The sequence below is a fragment of the Vibrio sp. R12-SW3-ISO1 genome (genome assembly GCF_059834005.1).
Map to the genome: position 1 here is coordinate 118,786 of NZ_JCBDGK010000050.1, position 19,357 is coordinate 138,142.

Consider the following 19,357-nt stretch of genomic DNA (forward strand, 5'->3'; position numbering starts at 1 on the left):
TTTTACCGCTTAAATTTGTGCCTGTGCAGGCTTTGCGCGTACACTGAGGGCAACAAAGGAGGGCGTGTGTTTCCTATCTTACTCTTACTATTTATCATCGTACCCATTATTGAAATCGGCCTGTTTATCCAAGTGGGTGGGTTTCTTGGTTTATGGCCGACCATCGGTCTGGTGCTGGTCACCGCGTTTGTCGGCGCCTCTTTAGTGCGCAGCCAAGGCGTTGCGACGTTACTGTCGGTGCAGCAGCGCCTCGCACAAGGTGAGCTTCCCGCGCAGCAGATCATGGAAGGCGTGATGCTGGCGGTGGCGGGTGTCTTACTGCTCACTCCCGGTTTTTTGACCGACGCATTAGGCATGTTGGTCTTACTGCCGGCGCCCCGTGCCATTATCGCCAAAACGCTGATGAGCAAAATGGTGATTCGATCGGTGGGTGGGCAGAGTGGCTTTGGTCATGATCCATTCTCTCATGATCCCTTTTCTCATCAAGACCCTTTCCATCGTGACGGCGCTTCGCCGTTTGAGTCTGACTCGACACAGGGGGAGACGTTTGAAGGTGAGTACGAACGCAAAGACGATGAGAACGACAAGCCAAAATTAAAGTAACCACGCATAGGCGAGTTGAATTTCTGGCCAGCGTTTGCTGGCCTTATTTTTGCGCTTTTCCCTTGCCTTTCTGGCATGGTGTTGCACAATACCGCCCCAGTGAAAACCAACCTGTGTGTCATCGTCACTCATGCTACTGATCATCGACAATTACGACTCGTTTACCTACAACCTCTACCAATACTTTTGTGAGTTGGGCTGCGAGGTGTTGGTGCGCCGTAATGATGAGATCACGCTTGAAGAGATTGAGGCGCTGTCGCCAAGCCATTTGGTGATTTCGCCCGGGCCATGTACGCCCAATGAAGCGGGGATTTCCCTAGCGGCCATTCGCCACTTTGCCGGTAAGCTGCCGATTCTCGGTGTCTGTTTGGGGCATCAAGCGATTGCCCAAGCCTTTGGCGCTAAGGTTGTGCGGGCGCGTCAAGTGATGCACGGTAAAACCTCCCCCATTATCCATACGGGTAAGAGCGTCTTTAAAGGGCTCAATAACCCCCTAACGGTGACGCGTTACCATTCGCTGGTGGTCGAGGCAAACAGCCTGCCGAGTGAGTTTGAGCTCACGGCTTGGACGACACTCGCCGATGGCAGCATGGACGAGATCATGGGCTATCAACACCGCACTCTGCCGATTGACGCGGTGCAGTTTCACCCGGAATCGATCAAAACCGAGCAAGGACATCAATTGCTGGCGAATTTCCTGACGCGCCTGGTTTAACGTGCATGATTGAATGCGCATAGTTTAAAACCGTCTTCAAATCGGTCAGCAAGCCGCGTGCAACGTTTGTCTCTTTCCCTTGTGCTAAAAACCGCACTCAGATCACTTTTCTTAACATTTCTTTCATAACTTGCCGTTTGCATAGCGAGTGAAAAACTATTCGCTAGCCAAGTGGCGTTCTGGGCTCACGCCTTGTTGCGTCTGGGTTAAACCCCTGCTTATCTTTGTTATAAGAATAAATTGCTTCATAAAAGGGGTGGCATCGTGCATAAATACTCAAGCTCAATAGGGTTTTGCCTCCTATGGTGCCTATAAAAAGAATAAATCACTATTGAAATGGTTAATTAATTGTAAATACAATGCTGTGATGGCTGATATGCAAAACATTCTGTTTTCTGTCTCTATTGGTAACGTGATAAGCGAAAGTCGTGAGCGACACCAATGAACGAAACGAAGAGATATCGAGCAACAGCGATCCAGTGAGCAGTATCGAGAGGGAAAGACGATGACAACTGAAGTGAACGTAGAACGCGGTCTGTTTGATGAGGTGATGGTGCCTTGTTACAACCCAATGGAGATGATCCCAGTGAAAGGCGAGGGTGCTCGCGTGTGGGATCAGCAAGGTAATGAGTATATCGACTTTGCAGGGGGGATTGCCGTGAGCTGCTTGGGGCATTGTCACCCTGCGATGGTGAAGGCGCTGACCGAGCAAGGTCAAAAACTGTGGCACCTGAGCAACGTGATGACCAATGAGCCGGCGTTGCGTTTGGCGAAAAAGCTGACCCAAGTGAGCTTTGCCGAGAAAGTCTTCTTTGCCAACTCAGGCGCAGAAGCCAATGAAGCGGCGCTCAAACTGGCTCGCCGCGTGGCGGCGGATAAGTTTGGCCCTGAAAAATCGGAAATTATTGCCTTTAAACAAGGCTTCCACGGCCGAACATTCTTTACGGTGACGGTCGGCGGTCAAGCGGCTTACTCTGATGGTTTTGGCCCGAAACCGGGCGATGTCACGCACTTGCCTTACAACGATGTCGAAGCACTGAAAGCGCACATCTCAGATCGCACCTGCGCCATCATGATGGAGCCGCTGCAAGGCGAAGGCGGGATTATCTCGCCAACGGACGAGTTTGTTGCGACGGTGCGCGAGCTGTGTGACAAGCACAATGCGCTGCTGATCTTCGATGAAGTGCAAACCGGCAACGGCCGTACTGGCAACTTCTACGCCTACCAAGGTTTGGGCGTGACGCCGGATATTTTGAGCACAGCCAAATCACTTGGTGGCGGTTTCCCGATTGGGGCAATGCTGACCACCAATGCGCTCGCGGAGCACATGAAAGTGGGCACGCACGGTTCGACGTACGGCGGTAACCCGCTGGCGTGTGCGGTCGCTGAGGCCGTGGTTGATATCGTTAGCCAACCAGACACATTGGCGGGCGTTGCAGAGCGTGAAGCCCTGTTCCGTGATGGTCTGAACAAAATCAACGCCAAGTACCACCTGTTCGACGAAATTCGCGGTAAAGGCCTACTGCTTGGCGCTGCACTGAATGAGCAGTGGCAAGGCCGAGCTCGTGATGTGCTGGTCGCCGCAGGCAAAGAAGGCCTGATGGTGCTGGTCGCCGGCGCTAACGTCGTGCGCTTCACGCCATCACTGGTGATCAGCAAAGAAGAGATCGAACAAGGTCTCGCACGTTTAGATAAAGCCATCGCAAGTTTGGTTTAGGTTTTGTGAGTGCCTAGTTCCTAGTGCCTAGAGTGAGGGTTTCCTTTCTCTAGGAACTCGCCTCTAGGAACTAGGCACTTAAATAGCATCAGGAGGGAGTATCGATGCTGGTTGTTCGCCCTATTTCTATTTCGGACTATGACGCGCTGCACACATGCGCGGTGGAGTCTGGTCACGGATTTACTTCTCTACCCGTCAACGAAGAGCTGTTGACGAACCGCATTACCCATTCCGAATACAGCTTCGGCAAAGCCAATGTGACCGAGCCCGGTGACGAAGGCTATTTGATGGTTGGGTTTGACAGCGAGACGGGGGAAGTGGCCGGGTGTACCGGAATCGAAGCCTCGATTGGCTGGGATGTCCCGTTTTACTCGTACCACATTAGCACCATTGTTCACTCATCCCCCAAACTGGGCGTGAATAACGTGGTGAAACTGCTCACGTTTGGCAACAACTACACCGGATGCAGTGAGATTTGTACGCTATTCCTCAGACCCAGTTTCCGTGGCGGGCTCAATGGTCGTTTGATGTCGAAGTGTCGTTTTTTGATGATGGCCGAGCATCCGCATCGCTTCTCGACAACCGTGTTTGCCGAGATGCGCGGTGTCTCTGATGAGAACGGCAACTCGCCATTTTGGCAATGGCTGCAAGAGCACTTCTTCTCGATTGATTTCACTATGGCGGATTATCTTACCGGGATCGGTAAAAAAGGCTTCATTGCCGATTTGATGCCTAAGCTGCCGATTTACATCAACTTGCTCAGTAAAGAGGCGCAAGCAGTGATCGGCCAAGTGCACGAGAACACCAAGCCGGCGCTGCGCCTTCTAGAGAAAGAGGGTTTCACCTGTCGTAACTACGTAGACATTTTTGACGGCGGCCCAACGGTTGAGTGTGAGGTGCGCAATATTGAGTCGGTGCGAGAATCGTTTCGAGCCAAAGTGAGCATCTCTGAACACGCCAGCTCTCAGGATTACCTGATTGCTAACACCTCATTTGAGAACTTCAGAGCCACCGCCGCCAAAGCGGCGTACGACAAAGAGTCGGGTTCGGTCATCCTAGCGCCAGAGGTGGCGAACGCGCTGCAAGTCGGCGATGGTGACTACGTGCGCATGCTGGCTCAGTAATAGTCAGCCCAGCGATAGTCAGCCCAGTAATGGCAGTAGAATTGGACAAGGAAAACAACATGACTCATTGGATTGCAGGAGAGTGGCTGGCCGGACAAGGCGAGCCGATGAATTCAACCAGCCCGTACAATGACGAGGTCATTTGGCAGGGTGACAGCGCGTCTAGCGCGCAAGTCGAAGCGGCGGTCAGCGCGGCGAGAAACGCCTTCCAGACATGGAAAAAACTCAGTTTTGCGCAGCGCGAAGCCATCGTGCTGGCGTTTGCTGAAAAAGTGAAAGAGAGCAGTGAGCAGATAGCCGAAGTGATTGCCAAAGAGACCGGCAAGCCGTTGTGGGAAACGCGCACAGAAGCCGCGGCCATGGCGGGTAAAATTGCCATCTCTATTCGCGCTTATCATGATCGCACAGGCGAAAGTACCCGTGAAGCGGCGGGTAACCAAATTGTGCTGCGCCATCGCCCGTTGGGTGTGATGGCGGTGTTTGGTCCGTATAACTTCCCGTGTCATTTGCCCAATGGTCACATTGTCCCAGCACTGCTGGCGGGCAATACTGTGGTGTTCAAGCCGTCAGAGCAAACGCCGCTGACCGGTGAACTAGCGATGAAGCTGTGGCAACAAGCTGGATTGCCTGCGGGCGTGATCAATTTAGTCCAAGGGGGCAAAGAGACGGGCATTGCGCTAGCAGAGTCGAAAGGCATTGATGGCCTGCTGTTTACTGGTAGCGCCAATACAGGTCATCTGCTGCATCGCCAATTTGCCGGTCAGCCAGACAAGATGCTGGCACTGGAGATGGGCGGCAACAACCCTATGGTCATCAGTGAGCACTACGGTGAGCTGGACGCGACGGTCTACACCATTTTGCAATCGGCCTTTATCAGTGCTGGGCAGCGCTGTACCTGCGCGCGTCGTCTCTATGTGCCTGTGGGCGACAAAGGCGATGCTTTGGTTAATCGCTTGGTTGAGGCCACACGCAAGCTGCGCGTCGATCAGCCGTTTGCAGAGCCAGCGCCTTTTATGGGCCCACAAATTTCGAAAGCTGCGGCACACTTTATCCTCAACGCACAGGCGAACTTGCAGAGCCTTGGTGGTGTGAGCTTGGTGGAAGCGAAAGCGGGCGAGGCAGCGTTTGTCACTCCGGGGATTATTGATGTCACGGCCATCGACGCGCTGCCAGATGAAGAGTATTTTGGCCCGCTGCTGCAAGTGGTGCGTTATCAAGGTCTTGAGCGCGCGGTTGAGCTGGCCAATGACACCCGCTTTGGCCTCTCTGCTGGGCTGGTGTCCACCGATGATGATGAGTGGGCCTACTTTGTTGACCACATTCGTGCAGGGATCGTCAATCGCAACCGCCAATTAACTGGGGCGAGTGGCGATGCGCCGTTTGGCGGACCGGGCGCCTCGGGCAACCTTCGCCCAAGTGCTTACTACGCTGCGGACTATTGCGCTTACCCTATGGCATCGATGGAAGGCGAGCACACCTTGCTGCCTGAGGCGTTAAGCCCGGGTGTAGAACTGTAAGAGGCACCTTGGGCTCACTTGGAGCCCAAGGTGTTCGATTCATTGCTAGGTTTGTGATTAAGCCATTCTTTTAAAGAACTAGCTTTACGATTCAGCTTCACGATTAACATGGAGACGTTATGACGCCTGCTCAACTGTTCGATTTACTGTGGCAAGACTATATTTCCCGTCTATGCCCTCAAGCGGCCAAGGTTCATCAGCTTTTAGAAGAAGATGAGCCGCTGATCAATGACCATATTGCGCTGCGCACCTTTAACATCGCGCCGCTCGGTATCGAGACATTGGCTGCGCCATTTATTGCGCTGGGTTACCAAGCGTGTGGTGATTATCTTTTTGAGAGCAAACACTTGGTCGCCAAGCACTACGAGCACGCCGATCCGACGTTGCCAAAAGTGTTCATCAGTGAGCTGAAAGTCGAAGAGTGCTCAGCGCCGCTGCAACGCATTGTCAGCAAGCTGGTGGCACAAGTGGAGGCATCCGCACTGCAAAGCCATGAGTTTTTGTATGCGGGCCGTTTGTGGGATCTCAGCTATGAAGATTTTCAAACCCTCGCCCAAGAGAGTGAGTACGCAGCATGGCTTGCGGCGCACGGCTATGGGGCTAACCATTTCACCGTAAGCGTTAATCAGCTCAAGGCATTTGACGAGGTCGCGGCGGTGAATGAGCACCTGCGCCAAGCGGGTTTTGTCATCAATGAGTCGGGCGGCGAAGTGAAAGGCTCACCAGAGGTACTGCTTGAGCAATCGTCCACCATGGCAGACAAAGTCGAGGTGAGCTTTAGTGACGGTACGCAAGTGACCCCAGGTGGCTTCTACGAATTCGCCAAACGCTATCCGATGAGTAATGGTGAGCTCTACCCAGGGTTTGTCGCGGCTTCAGCGGATAAGATATTTGAGAGTACGGATGGGGGAAGTTCCTAGTGCCTAGTTGCTAGTTCCTAGAGGGGGGCTGGTGAAATGGGTGATGGGTAATAGGTAGTGGTAAATAAAAAGCCACCGCTGGTAGACAGGGTGGCTTTCTTAATCTTTAAAGGTTTTCTCTAGGAACTAGCCACTAGGAACTCGCCTCTAATACCCTATCGCGTGCCGTAGACGACGATGGTTTTACCGTGGGCGGAGATCAGGTTTTGCTCTTCAAGCATCTTCAAGATACGGCCAACGGTCTCGCGTGAACAGCCGACAATCTGACCGATCTCTTGACGAGTGATCTTGATTTGCATGCCGTCTGGGTGCGTCATTGCATCTGGCTGTTTCGCTAGGTTAAGTAGCGTTTGCGCGATGCGGCCTGTCACGTCTAGGAAGGCGAGGTCACCGACTTTCTGGCTCGTCACTTGTAGGCGGCTTGCCATTTGCGCAGATAGACGCATTAGGATGTCAGGGTTGACTTGGATAAGCTGACGGAACTTCTTGAATGAGATCTCTGCAACTTCACAAGGTGATTTAGCGCGAACCCAAGCGGTACGCTCTTGATCTTCTTCAAATAGACCAAGTTCACCGATAAAGTCACCTTGGTTTAGGTAAGAAAGGATCATTTCCTTACCTTCTTCGTCTTTAATCAGTACCGCCACAGAGCCTTTGACGATGTAGTAAAGCGTCTCTGCTTTCTCACCGGCGTGGATCAATGTGCTTTTTGATGGGTACTTATGAATATGACAATGTGACAGGAACCACTCTAATGTTGGATCGGTTTGAGGTTTACCTAGAACCATAATATCTCACTTCCTCTGCAGGGTACGCTTGCCGCTTTCCATTTTTGTCGCGCCAGTAAAAGGCGCGAAGCCTTGAACAAGGCTTTTTAGGATAAGAGCACTTATTCAATGCTGCAAGCCATCTTTGTTTCGGTTACAAATAGTAGCCTTTTTCAAAAGGGATTTCTTGATTTTAATCGTGTCAAGTTGGTGATTGTTTACGCAAAAATGTGCACATGATCACGGTATGACAAGTAAACGGGTCTTAGGACTGATCGCTAGCCAATTTTACCCGTCTCGATAAGCTGCTGTAGGATAGGTCTGACGATGAGCTCCATCGCAAAACTCATCTTACCCCCCGGCACGACAATAGTGTTGTGGCGCGACATGAAAGAGCCATCAATCATAGCGAGCAGATATGGGAAGTCGACCTGTTTGATGCCGCGCAGGCGGATCACCACAAAGCTTTCATCTAAACTTGGGATGCCTTTAGCGTTAAGTGGGTTGGACGTATCGACGGTCGGCACGCGTTGGAAGTTGATGTGGGTACGCGAAAATTGCGGGGTAATGTAGTTGAGGTAGTCATCCATCGAGCGGACAATCGAGTCCATTACCGCTTCGCGTGAGTGACCGCGATCGCGCGTGTCACGGACGAATTTTTGAATCCACTCCAAGTTCACAATCGGCACCATGCCAATCAAAAAGTCGACGTGTTGGGCGACGTTGACCTCACCATCCACCACGCCGCCATGCAGTCCTTCGTAGAACAGCACGTCAGAATTTTCCGGCAAATCTTGCCACGGCGTGAAGGTACCCGGCATTTGATTGTAGGGCACGGCTTCATCGAAGGTGTGCAAGTAGCGACGAATTTGCCCTGTGCCTTCATTGCCATACTGCTTAAAAAACTCAGACAGCGCAGGGAAGTCGTTCGCCTGCGGACCAAAGTAGCTGATGTGGCGTCCTTGCTCGCGCGCTTTGCGGATCTCGACATCCATTTCTGGGCGCGTAAAGCGGTGGAAACTGTCCCCTTCCACCCAAGCCGGTTTCACGCGCATCATGTTAAACATTTTGCGAAACGCTTCAGAGGTCGTGGTTGTGCCCGCACCGGAAGAGCCCGTTACGGCAATAATGGGGTGTTTTGCTGACATGACAAACCTTATGTGTAATACCTGTCCTTGTATGTTCGCACTATATCACCAAAACGAAGGCGAGTGTGCCCCTTGAGCAGTTTGCTACTCGTCAGTATTCTTATTTTCGCAAGTTGCATTTTAACTACGTAGTATAATGAGAAGGGAAGTACTTTATTGATATGTTAATACTCTATATACTGCATATCTTTGTGATTGATGCAGTATGATCGGGCGTGCTTATTTGTAGCTAGTTCACCATTTCATCGAAAACCAAAATTCTAATAAGCTAATAATAATTATAGGTTATGTCAGTGGGATTCAAAGAGAATCAAAGGTTCTAGTTGTGGTAAATGGATGTTTAGGACGTCGGTTCTTTATAAAAGACACGTTTTCAGAGGTAACACTGCAAGTATTTTTCGGTTTAATGTGGGTGTTGTCTCTTTTCTGTCTTCCCTTTGGTGTAAAAGCGTCACCATGGCTAGAGTCCCATGACCCTTTCCTAAGAGCATCACTCAATCAACTCTCAAATATTGGCCTGATGAACTCTCCCGTTAGTACATTTCCTCTACGTTGGCTTAGCATCGGCGATGATCTCGCCAACAATCATATATCAGATGAACAAGCCTTAGTAGCAAATCGACAGTTGCGGCATTCAATGAGTAATGCGCAATATGGACGTGGTAAATTCATGTCGAAAGTGAAGTACCAGACAGGGCCGCTAGTGTCTTTAGGATATGGCGCTAATGATAGTGATAGTTGGGGAATTTACTCTAGCTATGATCATCTAGATGACCGTTTTGCGTACAGACTTAATTTGAACTACGTAAACCAAAGGATATCCCAGCAAGATTTGCTACCCATAGAGTATGATCAAGATATTGACTTTAGCGGTTCGTATATTGCCTTTAATGTTGGTTACTCGTTAGTTGCATTGGGATACCTTGAACGTTGGTGGGGGCCGACATGGCAACATAATTTACAATTAGGCACATATGGGAATTCGACGCCTTCTTTATCAGTGTCATGGGTATCAAACAATCAGGGACTATTAGGCTATTGGCAACTGGATAGTGTCATCTCTGAAACGGATAGTGAGGCGGACTACTTATGGTCTAACCGCTTTTCAATGAAACCGTTTAATTTTGCAGAAGTGTCATTGAACTATCACGAATCCACTGACTTCGATTCCAGCGCCTCGTACCGTTCATTTGGCGTTGATTTCAAAGTTCCTCTTCCAAAAGTTTTTGAGCTCAGTCATGCAATGTTTGCGTCCTTTCAAAAGGTGTCCTTTGGACAGGAGACCCAGTCTTTTGTTGTGGGGTGGGAAGGTCATAGACGTTTGCTTGATATTGATTGGACGTTGGTTTTAGAGAGTCAGCATGTTGACGAAGCTTGCGTTAAAGTACTTCATCCCAAAGAGTATGAGTTAATCAGTGACTTGACCTCATTGAGTTGGGGAAACAGTCAATCTGTCGCTGTTTATGCTCAATTGGCCAATGATCATCGGCTAAGTATCGTTGCTCGAGATTCAGGTTCGAGCAACGGTCAAGAGAGGGTGATGAAAACCGACTACTACATCCCTTATCTGCAAGGGATGTTTAACTTGGGAGTGGGCTATCGAGACGTAGTCTCGGATACCTATTCTAACAATGAGCCTATTTTTTCATTTGGTTATGAGTATCGTTACTAACCTACCATTAGTTTGCAAGGGACCTAAAATTGTATGAAGGTGTTTAACTACCTGGTACTACTAGGCATTACTTTGATTAGTCAAGTTTCATTGGCCAATCAGCCTACACCAGCTCAAATAGAACAATTCAAGAAGCTACCGAAATCTCAGCAGGAGCAACTGGCACGCCAGTATGGGGTTGACTTGTCGCTCCTTGAATCCTCATCACAGGCTCCAGCGTCAGTTAACGTCGTATCTCAGCCAGTGAGAGTACAGCCAAGTGAACCCGAAGCTGAGGTTAAAAAAAATGTGGAAGTGCAAGATCAGTCGCTTCCTCTGTTTGGGTATGACGTATTGAACGGAGTCCCAGGAAGTTTTGTAACGCTCGACAACACTCCCATTCCCACAGATTATGTTTTGGGTGCGGGTGATGAGCTCTTGGTACATGTGTTTGGTAAGGAAGATCAGCAATATTCTCTCGTTGTTGATAGAAGTGGGCATATTACCTTGCCTAAAATCGGCCCTTTTAGTGTTTCAGGCAAATCTTTTAAGCAGGTCGATGAGCAGCTCAGCGCTTTGATTGAAGAACGGATCATCGGTGTCAACGTGACCGTGTCCATGGGAAGCATGAGGTTAATGCAAGTTTACATTACGGGGGAGGCTAATCAGCCTGGTGCTTACAATGTAAATGGTCTCACGACAATGACTCAAGCCATTATCGCGGCAGGAGGTGTGAAACCAACAGGTTCACTACGCTCCATATTTTTAAAGCGAAAAGGTAGAGTCGTTGCCCAATTAGATATGTATAAGCTATTGCTTGAAGGTGATTCAAGTAAAGATGTTCGTTTGCAAAAAGGCGATACCCTTTTTATCCCAACAAAACAGTCTAACATCACGATAAGTGGTGAAGTGACACGACCGGCTCACTATGAAATCGTTGGTGAAACAGCATTAAAAGATGTTGTATCGTATGCTGGTGGGACTGTGAATACCGCTTATCTTGCGGCTGTCACCATTCGAAAGCAAACTCAAAAAGGTATTGTTGTCGACACTATTGATTATACGACGCCTGCTGGTCGGCAATACAAAGTATCTGACGGTGATGAGATATTCTTCCACAAAGCTAGTCTTAATTTAGTCGATGCAGTGGCCGTTCGTGGTCAAGTAACCAAACAAGGTATTCATTCGTTTCGCAGTGGTATGAAAGTCTCTGACATTTTGTCTTCATTCGAAGAAGACTTGTTGCCGTCAGCAGATCTTGAATACGCTTTGGTAGTTCGAGAGAAAGGATATAGAAAAGGTATTGAGGTTCTGCAATTTGAGCTCGGAAAGGCAATGGCAAATCCTGGTTCAACAGACGATCTCACATTAAGTAATAGAGACCAAATATTTGTGTTTTCGACCAATCTTGATGTCGACTTTTGGTTGGGGAAAGGAGCACAAAAAAGAATTGAGTTAGAGAGACAAAGAGCCAACGATGCTCAAGTCGGCTCATCTGTTAGTGGCGTTTCCTCAGTAGCTAAAGCCTCTGATTTGGCAGACAATGATAAACTGTCTCTTCGCGAACGAGAGCTAATGCCTATTCTAGAGCGATTGCAAGAGCAATCCTCGCTTGCTCTTCCAGCGCAAATAATACAAATAACTGGAGAGGTGAAATTTCCTGGGAGATACCCTCTTACTCAGAATATGACGGTGTCTGACTTGGTCAAAGCCGCAGGTGGCCTCATGGAAGCTGCGTATGTAGAAGGCATTGAGTTAATCCGTTTTGATGCAAGGACAACAGATGAAACCAAACTGCTAGAAAAGGTGCAGCTTGATCTGAGTCGCGATGATACGAGAAATGGTGAGTTTGTATTGCAATCTAAAGATCGCGTGACGGTTCTCAAGAATACAGCATGGCGCTCTGAAATGACTGTTGAGCTAACAGGGGAAGTCATGTACCCCGGCGTTTACGCGATCAATAGAGGCGATACTATCCTCGATGTTATAGAACGGGCTGGTGGACTAACAGAGTTTGCTTATCCAAATGGTGCTGTATTTGCGAGAGAGAGCTTGAAAGAGCGTGAACGAAAACAAATGGAGCACTTAAAAAGTTCCTTACAAAGTGAGATTGCGAACTTAACGTTGAGGCGTAACAGCTCGAGTGCAAGCTTTTCATCAAGTCCATCAGAAGCCATGGCCTTGGTAGAGAACTTGTCATCCACAGCGCCATTGGGACGAATGGTAATTGATTTACCAGCTATTCTTGCTGGTGACCAAGATGCCAATATATTGTTGACCAATCTTGATCGTCTTCATATTCCTGAGTTTGATAAATCGGTTTCCATCATTGGTGAAGTCCAGTTTACGTCTACTCATACTTTCGATTACGGAAAAAGTGTAGAAGACTATATTCGACTTGCAGGTGGGACCAAAAAACAGGCAGATACAGACCGAGTGTACGTTGTGCGAGCCAATGGTTCAGTAATGTTGCCCAACAACTCATTTTGGTTTAGCCGCAATAGTGAGTCATTACAACCTGGTGACACCATCATAGTACCTGTTGATGTCGATTATCTTGATGGCTTGAGCACAGTCGCTTCTGCTACACAAATTATGTATCAATTGGGAGTTGCATGGAGTGCCATTAGCGATTGATATGAGTTGATAGCGAGTTGTACGTTCTATGTACAACTCGCTTTAAATAATAATCTGCGTTATTGATAAGCCCATTCATCAGTAAGGTGAAATAACGCTCAAAGTTTGCGATTAAACAATTAGGCGATTCTTACGAACATGTCAGATATTAAATCCACACATACGCAGCAAGGTGGCTTTCACGTTATACCGCCTTTTCCTTCCGATACTCGAGATGATGAAATCGACTTAAAAGAGTTGTTTATTGCGCTTTGGCATGGCAAATGGACAATCATTTTAGTGACGTTTTTGTTTTCTGTAGCTGGGGTCGTATTTGCGCTAAATCAGCCAAATACTTATAAAGCGCAAGCCCTTTTGACGGCTACTCAAGGTGGAGGGTCGGGGGGGATATCTGGTTCTCTTGGAAATTTAGCCGCATTCGCAGGTGTTAGTTTGGGTGGAGGGAATCAAGCTGACCCTAAAGTTGAGGCTTTGGCTGTGTTACAGTCTCGAAAGTTCATTGAGGCGTTTATTGAGAAACACAAACTTCTAGCGCCTCTCATGGCCCTTGAAAGTTGGAATGAAAGCCACGAAGAGATACGTTACGACTCGGAACTGTACAATGTCAGCACAGGTAAATGGATGTTGGACGAAAATGGTGAGTCTTTAAAGCCGACTTTATGGGAGGCGCATAAAGCGTTCAAAGAGATACTTTCTGTTTCCGAAAACAAGGATAATGGAATGGTCACTGTTTCAGTGGTTAGTGAATCACCCTTTCTCGCTCGCCAGTGGACCACCTTATTGGTTGAAGACATCAACTTATGGATGAAAGAACAAGCGCTGAAAGAGGCAAGCTCGAAAATCGCCTACTTAGAAACACAAATCACTAAGACATCGATTACAGAGCTACAAAACATGTTTTATTCGTTGATTGAAGAGCAATATAAAACCCAGATGCTAGCAGAGGTAGAAGAAGAGTTTGTCTTTAAAACGATAGACCCAGCTGTGGTACCAGAAGACAAAGATGGCCCTAAACGAGCGCTGATTTGCGTACTCGCTACTTTGCTCGGGGGTATGTTAGGTGTCGCTGTTGTTCTCGTAAAGTACGCTTTTCGCAAAGAGGATAAAAATAACGACTAGTCAGTACGTTACATCAGCTCGCTGAGTTAATTGTTATGCTAATTGTTTTACATTGTTCTTCTGGTCTCATAAAATAGTTCATGAAGTGATTAAATATCCTTCAACTTTGTGATCACTGAGTCAAATTTTATAAGGAATATTCATGAAAAATATCGCGTTGGCACTATTAATTGCCTTTGGCGTTTCTGGGAATGCACTAGCTGCAGGTGAGGCGGCTGGCGCAGCTTCTGGTTCAACTGCAAGTGGTAGTGCCGCTGCCGGTGGTGCTGCTGCTGGTGGTGCTGCTGCTGCGGCTGGTGCTGGTATTGGCGCTGCAACGGTTGGTGCAATTGCTGCAGGCGTTGTTGTTGCTGGAGCGGTTGTTGCATCGGTTGCAGACAACAATGATGGCACAACAGGCGCAGATGGTACTACCAACTAATCCTCGTTTAGTCAAAAACACCCCGGGAGGGGTGTTTTTTTTATTACTTTATCAGCATTTTTTAGGTTTTATGCATGCGCAAATTATGGGTTTTTGCCCTCTCAGTCGGAATGCTTTTGTCAGGTTGCACACAACGTTTTCAAAATGTCGGCGATACGATGAGAGAGGGAGTATTGGGCGGAGAAGACGCCTCGGTTACGCAGCAACACGTAGATTCTTTGCCATACGCGAGTATTTATGCGCGTATTAATGATGGCCCTCGGTTGTTTATGGCCTTGGCGTTTGCAGACAAAGAAACCAAATCAGATTCAATGTTGTTGAAGTGGGTTTCGTCAGACCGAGGAATGATCGTTACGAGGGATGGACGTATCGTGAAAACTGTTGGTCTGCCTGATACAAACTTAGTACACATATCTTCATCCGATGTAGCTCCCTTTCCCATTAATACATCACAAGCGCAACAATGGCAGGCTGTTTATGATTGGCAACCTAACTATCGCTTCGGTCATATCGCCGTGCTTAACTCTTATGTTTTAGGCGAAGAAAGTATCGAGACGATCAGAGGCCGTCTGTCAGCGAAAAAGATTGTTGAAAAGGTTGAATTTAAGGGACTGAATAAACGGTTTGACAATATTTACTGGTTGGATCGTCAAGGTTACGTTGTTAAGACCGTTCAATGGCTGCATCCTGATGAATTGAAAATAGAGTTAGAAATATTGAAGCCCTATGGAATGAGAAGTAGGCAAGAGAATCCACGATGAAGAGCTTAGTTGCACTAATTATTACACTGTTGGTAACCGTTCAAGTGAACGCTCAACTTGTCATTCAGTTGCCTCAGGAAGAGATTGCTCTGGAGTATTCGATACCCGTCAGGTTGAGCCAAGTGCTGAGTGATATCCCTTCTTTTAGTCAAACCATTACTTTTGATGGCTATAGTATCGCCAATAAAATGTTTAATCACGACAAACACAAAAAAGCTTCTCAGCTGAAACAGACTGTCTTGAATCGGCTGCAAGAACAGCTATCAAGCGACTTAACCAAGAATAAAACAATTGGCGCATTAATCGAGCAAGTTCGAACATGGCCAATTGGATACCGAGAATTTGTTTCGCTAGATTATGATCAAGTCAGGCTTCATCCTAAAAATGATCCTCTTTTGTCAGGTCGCTTTGAACTTGTACAAGGTATGCGAACATCAACGATATCAATCGAAGGCGCTGTCTATCAGGCCAGCAAGGTCTCTATGTCTGCAAACCAAACGTTATCGGATTATCTTACTTCGGTCAAACTACTGCCAGAGGCGCACAAAAGCTACGCTTGGGTCATTTACCCCGATGGTGAGAGTAAGCGGGTGGGTTATGCGTATTGGAATGATGAAGGGGTTTCTTTGACACCTGGAAGCACAATATTTATTGGACTTGACTCTGACTCCGATGAAACGATTGAACTAGAAAAATCGATAACTCAATTGCTTAGTATGAGGAAGGACCTGCCATGAAACGCTTTGTCGCAACTTTAATATTCGCACCTAGCGTTTTCGGTATTCAAAGCATGGCTTATGCTCAAGCTGATTGGCAGGTTTCACAAATGGATTTTGGTGGTGTGGGGTTGCTTCAAACTCCTACGGCCCGAATGGCCGACGAAGGTGAATTTAATGTCGGGTTGAATTACAACGATGACTACTACCACTACACGGCTTCAGTACAATTAATGCCCTGGCTGGAGACAACGGTTCGCTATACTCGAGTACCTGATGTGCTGTATAACTCGGATGCCGATTATAGCGGTGATAATCTCTATACCGATAAAGGTATAGATTTTAAATTGCGCCTCCTTGAGGAAAGCTACTGGTTACCTGAAACTTCAATAGGTGTTCGAGACTTTGGTGGAACCGGCTTGTTTGACGGAGAGTTTGTCGCCGTATCAAAGCGATTTGGTTCTGTTGATTTTAGCGTGGGTCTGGGATGGGGCTATTTAGGTCAAAGAGGTAGCGTGACGAACCCTTTTTGCAAAGTCAGTGACTCTTATTGCCAACGCCCAAGTGATTTTCGCGGTTCCGGAGGCAGCGTCGATTACGCACGTTGGTTTAAGGGGCCATCAGCGGTATTTGGTGGTATCGAGTATCAAACACCTTATGAGCCTCTTCGATTGAAAGTGGAGTATGAGGGCAATGATTACAGCCAAGATTTTCCGGTTAGTCGTGGTGGGAAAACTATGGTCCAGCATACACCTTGGAATTTCGGTCTAAGCTATCGATTCTCAGACTGGATAGATGCCAAGGTCAGCTATCAACGCGGTGACACACTGACATTAGGTGTGAATATGTATACTAATTTTAACGACCTAAAAGCAACTTGGCGTGATGAACCCAAACCTATATCAAAAGGGCGACCTAGCGAGCGCGATACTGACTGGGATATGGTTGTAAAAGAGCTAGAGTCTAACGCAGGCTACTCTCAGGGAGTGTTGACCCAGAATGGCCAGACAATACAACTCTCAGCAGAGCAGGAAAAGTACAGAGATAGAAACGAGGCGTTGGAACGAGCCGCCATTCTGTTAAACAACGAACTGACCGATGAGATCCAAGAGTTTAACATTCAGGAAACTCAGAGTGGTTTGGTTATGACGGAAGTATCTATAGATAGGTCTGATTTTGACAAATATGCCAACTATCGAACTATGGATGGTCATGTGACGGACACTTTCAAGAAGACTCAGCCAACTTCTTTGAAACACATCCAACCTATAGTGAATTCGAAAGAGAAGTGGTCTGTTGGCGTCGAGCCTAAATTATCACAAACGCTTGGTGGACCAGAAAGCTTTTACTTGTATAGTTTTGGTATCAATGGGACATCCAACGTTTGGTTGACAGATAGTTTGGAGCTTAGTGGATCTATTTATCTAAACTTGTTTGATAACTACGATAAGTTTAATTATGTAGAGAACTCTCCTCACATCAATAACTATTCAACTCCTAGAGTTAGAACGATGTTCAGAGCTTACGTCCATGATAATACCTTAAGGTTAAATCGATTACAGTTAACTTGGTTCGAGCAGCTATCAGACAATATTTATTCGCAATCCTATGGCGGCTACTTAGAGATGATGTTTGCTGGCGTTGGTGGTGAGGTACTATATCGACCGTTGGATACTAATTGGGCTATAGGTGCTGATATAAACGTCGTCAGTCAGAGAGATCCGGACTCTTGGTTTGGAGTTTATGAAGAAGATTATTTTTTCTACGATGAGTCAAGCTGTGATGAAGCCATACCATCATGTCAGGCTTTTGTTTTGAGTCAGGGAGTGACAGGCCATGTTACCGGTTATTACATGCCAGAGTGGGAATTTTTGCGTGGCACCTTGTTTAAAGTGAGTGCAGGTCAATTCTTGGGTGGTGACATAGGAGCTAGGCTTGACGTTTCAAAACAATTCAATTCTGGAGTTATTGTTGGAGCCTACGCGACCAAAACAGATCTGAGTGCGGAGGAGTACGGGGAAGGTAGTTACAACAAGGGTTTTTATATTTCGATACCATTAGATGTGCTTACGGTGAAACCAAGCACGGGTAGAGCTAGTGTTAGCTGGGAGCCTATTACACGTGATGGTGGTCAAATGTTAAATAAATTGCATAATCTGTTCGAAACTACTGATGCGCGTTCGACTTGGTATCAACGTTCTGGTAACTAGATGAAAGCCCTCGCTATTTTTTGGCGAGGGCTATTTTGATTGGCTAAACCCAAAGAGTAGTACGTGAAATGCCATTAGCAATACTAAAACTTTGATTTGAGTTGAATATCCACACTCTCATGCAGTTCTGAATAGACCACTACCGCTTCACCATTCACTAAGCTCTGACGGATCTGGGCGATTTTCTCGTCAAGAGAGATTTCCTGCTCGCCATAGTCTGTCCCTTCACGCAGCACAAATTCACGGATCAGGTTGTCTAGGGTGTCAGGGGCGATCTGTTGCCAAGGGATGATCATAAATACCTCATTCATTTATGATGAAAGTTGAAGGCGGCTATTATGCCGAAAGGGCTAACGATTCGAAACGCTTAGGGATTCATAATACGCCGGCAACGCCTCTTCCAACCAAAAGCGCGGTTTGATGGCGCTGCCAGTGAGAAACCCAACGTGGCCGCCTTGATCGAACAGGCGGTAGTCGATGTTGTCTGGCAGGACAAATTTCGGGATGACGTCGGGCGTCATAAACGGATCGTCTTTGGCGTGGATGATTTGTGTCGGCAGGCGGATTTCTTTCAGGCGACGGATCCCAGAGCAGCGCTGGTAGTAGTCTTGCGCGTCTTTAAAGCCGTGTAGGGGGGCAGTGATGAGGTCATCAAACTCCATCAGTTTAGTGACCCGTTTGATGCTTTGATAAGAGAGATCGAGCTCGCCTTTTAACAGATGATGTTTACGCAGCGCGTTTTTCTTAAGTGAGGAGAGCAGATAGGTTTTGTAGACCTTGGAGAAGCCCTGCTCGATTCGCTCGGCGCAGGCCGACAAATCCAAAGGCGCGGAGACGATGGTTGCCGCGTCAAGCAGTGGCTCATCGCGGTAGTCGGCTAAGTAGTTGGCCAACATGTTTCCGCCTAGAGAGATGCCGACCGCGACTTTAGCTTGCTCGGGAAACAGGTGGTTGAGATGGCGTAAAAAGTGGCGAGCATCCTCGGTTTCGCCTGAGTGATAGGCGCGCGCGGTGTGGTTGGGTTTACCGCTGCAACCGCGAAAATGCATCATCACGGCGAGCCAGCCCTGGGAAGAAAACGCGTGCATCAATCCGTTGGCGTAGGGGCTGTAAAAACAACCTTCTAAGCCATGAAATAGCACAAAAATGGGTTTGCGTGCGGCGCTCTCTTGTTGCCAATCTTCGCTCCAAGCGAGATCGAGAAAGTCGCCATCAGGCGTATCAAGCGTTTGCCAGATAGGCTCAAACAAGGCTTTTTTGCGAATCAGGCGCGGAGCCAAGGTTTGCAGGTGCGGATTGGTGAGTCCTTTCGCGGCGGTAAAATGTGTCAT

At 47.8% G+C, this 19,357-nt stretch carries 17 protein-coding genes; 13 read left to right on the plus strand and 4 right to left on the minus strand.

Features of this window, described 5'->3' with window-relative positions; all coding sequences use genetic code 11:
• The first annotated feature begins 66 nt into the window (after positions 1-66).
• The 6 genes from AC6R0R_RS16370 to AC6R0R_RS16395 all read left to right on the plus strand — a co-directional run bounded on the left by AC6R0R_RS16370 (position 67) and on the right by AC6R0R_RS16395 (position 6,596).
• Positions 67-603 carry an FxsA family protein gene (locus AC6R0R_RS16370; protein WP_500627498.1) on the plus strand — a complete coding sequence of 179 codons (537 nt, stop codon included), beginning with the start codon at positions 67-69 and terminating at the stop codon, positions 601-603.
• Between the two features lie 130 nt (positions 604-733).
• A complete protein-coding gene (locus AC6R0R_RS16375; protein WP_500627545.1) occupies positions 734-1,318 on the plus strand; it encodes an aminodeoxychorismate/anthranilate synthase component II in 585 nt (194 codons plus the stop codon).
• A 505-nt stretch (positions 1,319-1,823) separates the two neighbouring features.
• A complete protein-coding gene (locus AC6R0R_RS16380; RefSeq protein ID WP_500627499.1) occupies positions 1,824-3,035 on the plus strand; it encodes an aspartate aminotransferase family protein in 1,212 nt (403 codons plus the stop codon).
• Between the two features lie 104 nt (positions 3,036-3,139).
• Entirely contained in the window at positions 3,140-4,159 is a 1,020-nt protein-coding gene (gene astA / locus AC6R0R_RS16385) for an arginine N-succinyltransferase (RefSeq protein ID WP_487903350.1), read from the plus strand.
• Positions 4,160-4,218: 59 nt separating this feature from the next.
• Positions 4,219-5,676, plus strand: a complete 1,458-nt coding sequence (gene astD, locus AC6R0R_RS16390) for a succinylglutamate-semialdehyde dehydrogenase (RefSeq protein WP_500627500.1) — start codon at positions 4,219-4,221, stop codon at positions 5,674-5,676.
• Positions 5,677-5,795: 119 nt separating this feature from the next.
• On the plus strand, positions 5,796-6,596 hold the full coding sequence (locus tag AC6R0R_RS16395; RefSeq protein WP_500627501.1) for a DUF1338 domain-containing protein: 801 nt from the start codon (positions 5,796-5,798) through the stop codon (positions 6,594-6,596).
• 155 nt (positions 6,597-6,751) lie between these two features.
• Here AC6R0R_RS16395 and crp read toward each other — a convergent pair whose 3' ends face one another.
• On the minus strand, positions 6,752-7,384 hold the full coding sequence (gene crp, locus AC6R0R_RS16400; RefSeq protein WP_004410522.1) for a cAMP-activated global transcriptional regulator CRP: 633 nt from the start codon (positions 7,382-7,384) through the stop codon (positions 6,752-6,754).
• A gap of 257 nt (positions 7,385-7,641) precedes the next feature.
• Complete coding sequence (locus AC6R0R_RS16405) at positions 7,642-8,511, minus strand: phosphoribulokinase (RefSeq protein WP_334554657.1); 870 nt, start codon at positions 8,509-8,511, stop codon at positions 7,642-7,644.
• A gap of 325 nt (positions 8,512-8,836) precedes the next feature.
• Between AC6R0R_RS16405 and AC6R0R_RS16410 the strand changes: the two genes are divergently transcribed.
• The 7 genes from AC6R0R_RS16410 to AC6R0R_RS16440 all read left to right on the plus strand — a co-directional run bounded on the left by AC6R0R_RS16410 (position 8,837) and on the right by AC6R0R_RS16440 (position 18,026).
• Complete coding sequence (locus AC6R0R_RS16410) at positions 8,837-10,183, plus strand: capsule assembly Wzi family protein (protein ID WP_500627502.1); 1,347 nt, start codon at positions 8,837-8,839, stop codon at positions 10,181-10,183.
• Between the two features lie 33 nt (positions 10,184-10,216).
• Positions 10,217-12,799: an SLBB domain-containing protein gene (locus tag AC6R0R_RS16415; protein ID WP_500627503.1), complete on the plus strand. Its 2,583-nt coding sequence runs from the start codon at positions 10,217-10,219 to the stop codon at positions 12,797-12,799.
• A 138-nt stretch (positions 12,800-12,937) separates the two neighbouring features.
• Positions 12,938-13,918, plus strand: coding sequence for a Wzz/FepE/Etk N-terminal domain-containing protein (locus AC6R0R_RS16420; protein ID WP_500627504.1), 981 nt, complete (start codon positions 12,938-12,940; stop codon positions 13,916-13,918).
• 142 nt (positions 13,919-14,060) lie between these two features.
• On the plus strand, positions 14,061-14,339 hold the full coding sequence (locus AC6R0R_RS16425) for a hypothetical protein (RefSeq protein WP_500627505.1): 279 nt from the start codon (positions 14,061-14,063) through the stop codon (positions 14,337-14,339).
• 74 nt (positions 14,340-14,413) lie between these two features.
• On the plus strand, positions 14,414-15,100 hold the full coding sequence (locus AC6R0R_RS16430) for a YjbF family lipoprotein (RefSeq protein ID WP_500627506.1): 687 nt from the start codon (positions 14,414-14,416) through the stop codon (positions 15,098-15,100).
• Complete coding sequence (locus AC6R0R_RS16435) at positions 15,097-15,837, plus strand: capsule biosynthesis GfcC family protein (RefSeq protein WP_500627507.1); 741 nt, start codon at positions 15,097-15,099, stop codon at positions 15,835-15,837. Before AC6R0R_RS16430 ends, AC6R0R_RS16435 begins: the two co-directional genes overlap by 4 nt.
• On the plus strand, positions 15,834-18,026 hold the full coding sequence (locus tag AC6R0R_RS16440; protein WP_500627508.1) for a YjbH domain-containing protein: 2,193 nt from the start codon (positions 15,834-15,836) through the stop codon (positions 18,024-18,026). Before AC6R0R_RS16435 ends, AC6R0R_RS16440 begins: the two co-directional genes overlap by 4 nt.
• An 83-nt stretch (positions 18,027-18,109) precedes the next feature.
• Here the strand turns inward: AC6R0R_RS16440 and AC6R0R_RS16445 are convergent, their stop codons facing one another.
• A complete protein-coding gene (locus AC6R0R_RS16445) occupies positions 18,110-18,322 on the minus strand; it encodes a YheU family protein (RefSeq protein WP_500627509.1) in 213 nt (70 codons plus the stop codon).
• Between the two features lie 54 nt (positions 18,323-18,376).
• Complete coding sequence (locus AC6R0R_RS16450) at positions 18,377-19,357, minus strand: hydrolase (protein ID WP_500627510.1); 981 nt, start codon at positions 19,355-19,357, stop codon at positions 18,377-18,379.